This window comes from Sphingobium sp. (genome assembly GCF_035511395.1).
Classification (GTDB): domain Bacteria; phylum Pseudomonadota; class Alphaproteobacteria; order Sphingomonadales; family Sphingomonadaceae; genus Sphingobium.
This window is the reverse complement of sequence record NZ_DATKFP010000222.1, coordinates 1-9,704: the sequence shown is the minus strand read 5'-3', so window position 1 is coordinate 9,704 and position 9,704 is coordinate 1. Positions and strand designations below refer to the sequence as shown.

Annotated in this window: 5 protein-coding genes and 2 pseudogenes; 2 read left to right on the top strand and 5 right to left on the bottom strand. The window is 63.3% G+C overall.

From position 1 onward, the window contains the following. A complete protein-coding gene (locus VMR39_RS30510) occupies nucleotides 1-183 on the top strand; it encodes a tetratricopeptide repeat protein (RefSeq protein ID WP_414712525.1) in 183 nt (60 codons plus the stop codon). Nucleotides 184-211: 28 nt separating this feature from the next. Here VMR39_RS30510 and VMR39_RS15155 read toward each other — a convergent pair. The 5 genes and pseudogenes from VMR39_RS15155 to VMR39_RS15135 form a co-directional block, all read right to left on the bottom strand. After that, nucleotides 212-730 (bottom strand): annotated as a pseudogene (locus VMR39_RS15155) (TolB family protein); the annotation flags it as partial. A 383-nt stretch (nucleotides 731-1,113) separates the two neighbouring features. Beyond that, the gene (locus VMR39_RS15150; RefSeq protein WP_325416786.1) at nucleotides 1,114-1,746 is read right to left on the bottom strand and encodes a DUF4198 domain-containing protein; all 633 of its coding nucleotides are present in this window, start codon (nucleotides 1,744-1,746) and stop codon (nucleotides 1,114-1,116) included. Nucleotides 1,747-1,761: 15 nt separating this feature from the next. Further along, nucleotides 1,762-3,834, bottom strand: a complete 2,073-nt coding sequence (locus VMR39_RS15145; protein WP_325416785.1) for a TonB-dependent siderophore receptor — start codon at nucleotides 3,832-3,834, stop codon at nucleotides 1,762-1,764. A 116-nt stretch (nucleotides 3,835-3,950) separates the two neighbouring features. After that, nucleotides 3,951-5,465 (bottom strand): tryptophan halogenase family protein, encoded by a 1,515-nt coding sequence (locus VMR39_RS15140; RefSeq protein ID WP_325416784.1) that lies wholly within the window; start codon nucleotides 5,463-5,465, stop codon nucleotides 3,951-3,953. A 279-nt stretch (nucleotides 5,466-5,744) separates the two neighbouring features. Further along, on the bottom strand, nucleotides 5,745-8,525 hold the full coding sequence (locus VMR39_RS15135; RefSeq protein WP_325416783.1) for a glycosyl hydrolase 115 family protein: 2,781 nt from the start codon (nucleotides 8,523-8,525) through the stop codon (nucleotides 5,745-5,747). 174 nt (nucleotides 8,526-8,699) lie between these two features. Here VMR39_RS15135 and VMR39_RS15130 point away from each other — a divergent pair. Further along, nucleotides 8,700-9,704 (top strand): annotated as a pseudogene (locus tag VMR39_RS15130) (alpha-N-arabinofuranosidase); the annotation flags it as partial.

The following is a 9,704-nucleotide window of genomic DNA, read 5'->3' as shown; positions in this document are numbered from 1 at the left end:
CTGTGCAACCTGGGCCTGGCCCGGCTTCAGCAGGGGCGCCTGCCCGAGGCGCAGGGGCTGCTGCGCCGCGCATTGCAACTGAACCCACAGTACGATGCGGCGAAGGTGGGGCTGGCCCGGGTGCAGGCGGCGATCGAGAAGATCGCGTTGTCGCCCGGTTCGGCGCCTCGGAGCGCCGGATGAGCCGCGCGCACCGGCCTCTCTCGGCGATGTCTGCCTGGTCATTGCTGCTGACCTGCTTCATCGCGCCGGTTGCGATGTCCAGCGTCCAGATATCGTAATTGCCGCTGCGGTCGGAGGAGAAGGCGATGCTCTTGCCATCGGGGGAGAAGGCCGGATCGCGATCGTCATAGACGCCGTCGGTCAGCTTCTTCATGTCACTGCCGTCGGGCCTGATCGTCCAGAGGTCGTAATTGCCGTCGCGATAGGCAAAATAGACGAGCCGCGAACCGTCCGGCGACCAGACGGGTTGGCGGGCGTCGTTGAAATAGTCGGTCATCCGCTTCGCCTTCCCGCCCTTGGCCGGGATGATCCAGAGGCTGCCCTGAAGGTCGACGGCGAGCCATTTGCCGTCGGGCGAAACCGATACGGCCATGGAGGTACCTTCATGGACGTCGAAGGCGGTGGGCTTTTCGCCACCGGGCGGCGGCAGGTTGGCAGGCTGGGCAAGGGCGGACGCGGCGGTGCCGAGCATGAGGGCGAGCGCGAGGGTCTTGAACGAAGACGTCATGTCGGATGGTCCCCTTTTCCGTGCCGGCGACTGCGTCTGCCGTTCGTAACCAGGGGGAACGAAAGAGGGTATGAAATCCGCAACTTGATCGATCGGGAATGCCAACGCGAGGCGGATGAGATCCTGCTGCTCCGCCCTTGGAGCGCTCGGCCTTTATAGCAATCGTTCGGGCTGAGCCTGTCGAAGCCCCGCTCGTTTCTTGAAGAAATTATGGTTCTTCGACAAGCTCAGGGCGAACGAGAGTTGGTCTTACCGCTTCGACGCATTACGCTTAACTTCGCACATTTCCCGCAGATTTTGACATAAAATTACGTCGCCGCGATCCTATCGGAAAGCGGCGACGTCGAGCATAGCAGGGCATGTCCAGATAGGACAGCGGGGGATCAGTCGTTCGCGAAGCTGAGCGACGCCATGTGATAGATGGTAGCGACTTTCTGTCCGCCAAGGGTCAGGTCGCCCTTTTCCTCATGCGTGGCCGACAGGATGTAGCGCCCCTTCTCCCTGAGCGGCAGCGCCACCTTGCCCTGTGCATCGGTAGTGAAGGCCTTGGACCATTTGTCGGGCGTGAAGACGGTCAGCTTGGCATTGGCCACCGGCTTGCCGTCGCGGACGAGCGTGAAGCTGTCGGCACCGGGCGCGGTCGGCACGATCTCCAGCGGCAGCGCGGCCTTCGCCTCGCTGCGACCGGCGCGGGCATAATAGATCACGCCTTCCTTCTTCCCCTCTTCGCCCCAGGGCGCGAAGACGCTGTCGTCGATGACGCGCACGTCACCGGCGGGCGCGGTAACCTCGATATAACCGGTCTTGCGGACCTGCGCGGCGGACGAGGCGGGAACGAGGCGCGGCGCCTTCAGATGTTCGAATTCGGGATCGCCGCCTGCGGGCATGACTTCGCCCGGTTCGCCCAGATAGATGCGCGCGGGACCGCTGCCGTCGCGCTCGACCCAGATTTCATGCGCCTGCGCCAGCGAGGGCAGACAGGCGATCGCCAGCAGCGCGGAAGTCCATTTCATCATCTTTCCTCTCCCTTGTCAGAACCGGAAGCCGACCGTGCCCATGACGTTGCGCGGGGCGCCCATGAAGCAGTCGCCGCGCGCCAGGCAGGAGGCATAATATTTGTTGTTGAGCAGGTTGGTCGCATTGATCGCAAAGCGCCAGTTCTGCCAGTTGATTTCCGCAAGGCCGTCAACCGTGGTGCGTGACGGGGTGACGATCGACCAGAGAGAGCTGGTCGATATGCTCTTGCCGCTGTAGACGACGCCACCGCCCAGACGCAGTCGGGCTTCGTCGGGAAGACCGAAGGTCTTGGTCGACCAGATCGACGCGGTATGGCGCGGCATATAGTCGAGGCTGGTGTTCACTTCCGACTTGAGCTTGCTGTAGCCATAGTTGGCGAGCAGCTCGAAATTGCCGGGCAGCGTGTGGCTCGCCTCGATCTCGAAGCCCTTGGTGTTCAGTGCACCGGACTGGGTGATGGAATTGAGCGGGCCATAAAGGACGCGGTTGCGTTCCTTGATCTTGAAGGCCGTGACCGTGACCAGCGTGGCCGGGGTCGGCTGCCACTTCACGCCCGCTTCATACTGGGTGCCGGTCTGCGGTGTGAAGGGATCGCCGATGACGCCGCCCGGCCCCTGAAGATTGCCCGCCACGGGCAGGAAGCTTTCGGTGTAGCTGAAGAAGGGCGAGATGCCGGCGCCGATTTCGCCGATGATGCCGGCGCGGAAGGTGGTGGCATTGTCCTTCTGGCCCGAAGAACCGGTGACACGGTCGCGGCGCCCGCCCAGCACGACCGAGACGCGGTCCAAGAAACGGATCTGATCCTGCACATAGACGCCCAGTTGCTTCTGCGATTCATAGGCAAAGGGGCCGGTCGGATCGTAGGTCAGCAGCGCGTCCTGATCGATGTCGTACAGGTCGATCGTCTCGAAGCCGCTGGCGTAGCGCTTGCCGACCTTGTTCCAGCTATAGTCGATGCCGACGAGCAGCTTATGCTCGATATTCGCGCCGGTGTTGAAATTGAACTGGAGATTATTGTCGGTCGAGAAGACGTTCATCTTCGCATCGCTCGCATCGGCATAAAGGCCGATGGTACGGCCGTCATCGCCATAGACCGAGAAGGGATCGAGCGGATTGGAATAGCTGTCCGCATAGTGCGTGAAATATTCAAGGTCGCTGTCGATATAGCGGGCCTTGAGACTCAACCGCACATTGTCCGAGAAATTATGGGTGATCGAGCCGCCCCCTTGCAGCGACCGGCCATTGTATCGATCCCAGCCGGGCTTGCCGACGAACGCATATTGGCCGAGCTTGCCGATCGGGTTCGCGGTGTTCGGCAGGAATGTGCCCACGATCGGAAGGAATTGCGAGGTCGATCCGGTGTCATCCTCCTGATAGAGGCCCGTCAGCACGATGTCGGTGTCGGGGGTCGGCTGCCAGCGGATCGAGGGCGCGAACATCACGCGATCGTCGGGGACATGGTCGACATAGGTGTCGGCATCGCGGACACGACCGACGAAGCGGACCGCCAGATTGTCCGCCAGGGCAACATTGACGTCGCCCATCGCTTCCTTGCGGTCGAAGCTGCCATAGACGAGGTTCAGTTCGCCGCCGGTCTTGAACTCCGGCGTCTTGGAGACGAGGTTCACGAGGCCGCCGATCGAACCCTGACCGAACAGCACGGATGCCGGGCCGCGAACGATCTCTACCCTAGAGAAATTATAGGGATCCGAGGTGATGCTGGCATAATAGCTGAAGATGTCGCGCATGCCGTCGCGGAACTGGAGCGCATCGATGCCGCGCACGTTGAAGCCGTCGACGCGGGTGTCCCGGCCATAGGGATTGGCCAGCACGCCGGCGGCATATTTGACCGTGTCGCTGATGCTGATCGCACCCTGGGCAAGATACTGGTCGGCGGTGATGACCTTGATCGGCTGCGGCAGTTGGATGAGCGGCGTTTCGGTCTTCGTGCCTGCGTTGGCGGCGGTGACGACGATCTGGTCTTCGTCGTTCGGCACATCGGGTGCGCCCGCTTCAGCCGACCATGCTGCCGGAGCCGACAAGGCCATCAATGCTGCGCCGCTCAGCGCCATAACCCGGAAATTCATGTCTCGCCCCTTTTTGCGACTCATTTGCGCTCGCACGTAGCGATAATGCGACAAAATCGCAAATGCGACAAAGGGGAATATGTCAAAAGGCGGCAGAGTGCGGGGAGACAGCAGTGCTACAAGGGACTTGCCGGACAATAGGATTGCAGGAATTGGCGATGGGTCGGCATCTCGGCCGCGATCGCTGCAATATCTTTGCGCATCCGAGCAAGCTCGTCGCGCAATTGATCGGGCGGCATCAGTTTCGCCACATGATGATAACCGCGCGGATGCATGCGCTGTCCCAGCAGCACCGACGACCAGCTGTCGACCCGGAACAGTTCGTGCGGAAGCTGGTGCGCGCGGCCATTTTCCTGCCACAGGGCCAGTCGCTGCTTCAGACTGTCGGGGATCTCCATCGTCCGGCAATGCTGCCAGAAGGGAGAATCGTCGCGCTCGGTCACATGATAGTGCAGGATGATGAAGTCGCGGATATTCTCGAATTCCTGCCGCGACTTGTGATTGAAATTGGCGATCAGCGCCTCGTCGAAACCATGGAAGGGAAAATCCTCGATCAGGCGCGTGACCGCCGCCATCATCAGGTGGATGCTGGTCGATTCCAGCGGCTCGATGAAGCCGCCCGCCAGCCCCAGCGCGACGCAGTTCCTGTGCCACGCCTTCGCGCGGGTACCCGTCCTGAACCGCAGCAGCCAGGGATCGACGGTCGGCTCCCCCTCGATTTCGGCGAGCAGGCGGGCATGCGCCTCGTCATCCGACATGAAGTCGCTGGCGAAGACGAAGCCATTGCCGTCGCGATGCTGGAGCGGGATGCGCCAGCGCCAGCCCGCCTCATGCGCGATCGCCGAAGTATAGGGCTGGGCAGGACCGTCCGAGGTCGATTGCACCGCAACCGCGCTGTTGGTGCGGATCCACTGGCCCCAATCCTCGAATTCGACGCCCAGAGCCTCGCCCAGAAGGAGCGAGCGAAAGCCAGTGCAGTCGATGAAGAGATCGGCCTCGATCCGCTCTTCATTGTCCAGCGTCAGCGCGGCGATATCGCCGCTTTCCGGGTCCAGTTCGACATTGCGGATCTTGCCTTCGACACGCCTGACCCCGGCCGGCTCCGCCATTCCGCGCAGGAAGCGCGCATAACGGGCGGCGTCGATATGATAGGCGTAGCTTGGCACGACCGAGGAAGAGAGCGACATGCGGTTCGCCTCGCCCGCGACCCATTCCAGGCAATAGTCGCCAAGGTCACCGCCAAAACCCTGCGCCTGGGCATGGAGCCAGAAATGATGGAAGTCGGCCATCCAGCTCCAGCGCAGGCCGATCGCGCCGAAGGGGTGGATGTAGCGATCGCCGATCCGACCCCAATTTTTGAATTCGATGCCGAGCTTTATGGTGGCCTGCGCTTCGGCCATGAACCGATCTTCCCGGATCTTCATCAGTTGATGAAACCCGCGGAAGGTCGGCACGGTGGACTCGCCTACGCCGATGGTGCCGATGGCGTCGGATTCGACGAGCGTGATGTCGATGAGCGGTCCCAGATGACGCACCAGCGCGGTCGCCGTCACCCAGCCCGCCGTTCCGCCCCCGGCAACGACGACGCGCTTCACCCGATAGTCAGACGCAGGCAGTTCCGTATTTTTCATGGCGGTTGTTCCATAGGCGTGGATAGGGGTGCGGCTGGATGGATGGCGCCGGATGTCGATCCGATCGGGAGCGATTGAGAAGGAAATACAGGACCCGGACACTCAGTCCGGCGGGCGACGCGAGTTGGCGCGCCGATATGCGAGATCCATGTCCCCTCCTCTCTTACCGCGCATGAGACGGGAAAGCGTTTTCCTGTTAGCGCGATCATTGGCGAGAATGACAGGTTGACGCGAATGAGCAACCCCTGATGCGCGGGCGGTCGAGCGAAAGCCGGCGGATCAGGACAGCGGCGGCGCGCCGTAACTGTCGGCCGCGCCATCCAGGCGCACATCGATCCGGTCGAGCAGGAAGCCGGGATCGAGCGCATGGACCCGGATCATATGCCGACCCTTTTGCAGGCGCGGAATGGCGACGCGCCGCTCGGCCCGGTTGCCGAGGACATTCTGTTTCCACTCCTCGCTGCGTCCGTGCGTTTCGAAATCGAGGCTCTGCACCGGGCCATCGTCAATCTGTATGGCCAGCCGCAGCCCGTTGGCAGAGGTCAGCGGATGCGCGGGCAGCGCGATCACCCGCAATTCCGCATCGGTCGTCTCGCCAATGTCGAAGGCATAGCGAAGGGGCTTCGTCGCTGCGGCCGGTCCGGCGCGCGACGGCAGGTCGAGCCGGGATCGTAGCGCAACCCGGCGCGATCCGAGGCCGGGGATTTCTTCCCACTCATCGCTGGTCACGATGGCGGAGGCTGCGGTCAGCGACAGGATATGGTCGATCTCGACGGGCATATTGCGGTCCGCGCGCGGGACGATGTGACCGGCGATCGCCAGCGTCTTGCCGCCGCAGTGCAGGCCGCCGAAGTCGATCGGGGATTTGCCATCATAAGAGAGCATGATGCGCTGCTGATAGCCATTGGCCGCCGTGAGGCCGCCGGCCTGCATCGCGGGCGCAAGCCCCCGCTGGCCCGACAGGCGCCAGTCCGCCGCCTCGCCCCAGCCATAGATGGTCAGGGCGTGGCGTGCGGGACGCCCCTCGACGAAGGTCAGTTCGGATGCATCGACGGCGCAGCCCGGCCTCACCGCAAAGTCCGCTTGCGGGAAAGCCGGTTTGGCGAAGACGGGCAGGCCGCGCGGCGCCATGTTCATCATGCCGCGCCACTTGCCGCCCCGCTGGTCATTATAGGCAGCGGTGTCGGCGACGATCCGCGCATGGGCAGCCTCCGCCTCCCGCGCCAGCCGGTCCGCCACCGGCCTGCCCTGCCGCGTGTATAGCGCGGCCAGATCGAGTTTGAGATTGCGCTCGTTCAGGCTGGCCGCCCCGCGTACCGGATAGAGGACCAGCTGGAAATAGGCGTCTTTCCTGTCGGGCGGGATGTCGGCGGCGAGTGTTTCGGCGCGGGCAACTAGGTCGGCATAATCGTCGATGCGCTGCTGCGCCTCCGCGCCGCCGGTGCGAACATAGTCGCCGATGCGGATCGGCCGGGTCGGTTCGACCTGATTGAAGCCCATGAATTCGGGCCGGCGCTCGAAGGCCAGGTCATAATAGTCGGTCATGACGCCGGCGATCCTGTCCGCAACAGCCGCGTCGAATTGCGCAGCGAGCCAAGTCGCCAGATGATCGCGCGGCTTTTGCGCAAGCTGGCGATGGTCGAAGGCGAGGTCGAGAAAATATTGGGCCAGATATTCGCCGGGCTTGATGTCGCCGACATTGACCATCCAGATGCGGCGCGCATCCATCTGCCAGCTACGGTCCATCTGTTCGCGGATCAGCGCGGGATGGGTCGTCGCCAGCCAGAGATAGTCGTGCGGTCGCCCCCAGTAGGAAATATGATAATAGACACCCGATCCGCCGCTGCGCGCCCGCTCCTGCGGCGTCGGCAACTGGCTGACATAGCCGTAATTATCCTCCGGCCAGACGAGGGTGACATCGTCGGGCACCTTCAGGCCGAGGGTGTAGAGGTCCAGCACCTCCTTGTAGAGTGTCAGCGCCTGCGGCACCTGACCGGCAGGTTTTCCCTGCGCGCTGGCCAGCAGGCTGCGCTGGACGGCGATCGCCTCGGCCAGCGCGTCACGCGCGATTTCCGGCGTCTTCGCGCCTTCCATCGCCGAGTCATGCTTGCCGCGCAAGCCGACAGTGTAGATATTCTCGAACGGCATCACTTCAGTCAGCCGATCGCGCCAATAGCCGATCATCGCGTCGCGATTGGTGAAGAAGTTGAAGTCGCCCCGGCTCTTGTCATCCCATTCACGGACATTGTTGCGCATCATCGGTTCGGCATGGGATGTGCCCATGACGATCGCATGGTCGCGCGCCGCCTGCGCATTGCCGGTAATCTGGTAGAAGGGCCTGGTGCTGTCATGCATCGCCGGCCAGATCAGATTGGCCTTGAGCCGCCACATGAGTTCGAAGATACGGGCATAGCTTTTGGGGCCGATGTCGCCGACCTCCGGCTCAAAGGTCTTGGCCGCCCAGGGCTGCAATCCCCAATCCTCGTCATTCAGGAAGATGCCGCGATAACGGACGGACGGCGCGTCCGACAGACGATAGCGTCCGTCGACCGCGAGCCTATCCCGCCTGCGCGGCGTCACATCGGCCCACCATTCCCAGGCGGACACGCCCATTTCACGCGTCAGATCGACCATGCCCCAGATCGCGCCGCGCATGTCCGACCCGGCGATGATCAGATAGCGCCGCCCCGGCTGGCTGCGCGAAGGGAGCAGGACGCGGGCATAGCGTTCCCACTGCCCCGCAAGCGGCGCAAGATCGACGCCGGTGTCGCGGGCCACCGCTGCCATCAGCGGCGAGCCCCGCTGGGCGATGACGATGCAGACAGGGGTACAATCCCGGATGTGCGTCGACTGTCGCGCCCGCGCACCAGTGACTTTTTCAAGGTCGCCCGCCAGCATGTCGGCCGCGAGCGCGAGAGGGCGGCCCTCATCATGGACTATGGCTGCGACCTCATGGCCGTCGAACAGCCGCGCGTCCTGCGCGAAACCGGGTGCCGCCATCAGCGACGCGCAGAGGCCAAGGAACGAGACGATCGCGCGGTTCGGTTTCCTGCGTGGCATCCTGCCCCTCTCCTGCACCCGCCGCTGGCCACGGCCTGATCAAGCGTGTACGGATATTCGCGGACATTCTCAATGTGGAACTTATTGCCATATTATGGATGACGCTTGCCGGTTTACGCCTTGACGAAGCGCGCCCTTCCAGCAAGAATAAGTCAGACAAATGGGGAGAGACTGATGGGCGTCCGGCGGACATTGTGGTGCGGGGTAGCTGCTGTCGCCATGCTTCTGGCGGGCAATCCGGCACAATCCGCGGCTGCACAACCACCGGCAAGCGATGCGCGACTGGTCGTGGACAGCGACAGGCCCGGTGCGACGATCGATCCCAATATCTACGGCCAGTTTGTCGAGCATCTGGGGCGTGGCGTCTACGAAGGCATCTGGGTCGGCCCGGATTCCGCCATCCCCAATGTGCGCGGCATCCGCAGCGATGTCGTCGCCGCGCTGCGCAAGGTGCAGATACCCGTCATCCGCTGGCCGGGCGGCTGCTTCGCCGATGGCTATCATTGGGCGGACGGGATCGGCCCCACGGCGCAGCGTCCGCAGGGCATCAACGCCGCCTGGGACAAGTCGCCCGAAACCAATGCGTTCGGCACGCATGAATATATGGATTTCCTGGACCAGATCGGCGCCAAGGCCTTCGTATCGGTCAATGTCGGATCGGGCGACGTCAGGGAAGCCGACGACTGGATGCGCTACATGACCGCGCCCGCCGCCAGCCAGCCGGGCAAGGCCCGCGCCGCCAATGGCCATACAGAGCCATGGGCGGTGCCATTCGTCGGCGTCGGCAATGAAAGCTGGGGCTGCGGCGGCAACATGACCGCCGACACCTATGTCGCCAGTTTCCGCCACTATGCCGCCTTCCTGCGCAGCTATTCCGGCGAGCGGGCGAAGCTGATCGCAGTCGGCGCGGACACGGATGATTATGACTGGACCGATCGCGTCATGGCGCAGGCGATGATGTGGCGTCCGCATCCCACGCCGCTGGCCTATACGACCGATCGCCCGCTGATGTGGGGGCTGTCGCTGCATTTCTACAGCTTCGCCGGCAATGACTGGCGCAACAAGGGACACAATGTCGGATTCGGCACGGCGGAATGGGCGTCGGCGCTGGCGCGGGCCAATGTGACCGACGAACTGATCCGCCGCCATTCGGCGATCATGGACAAATATGATCCCGAC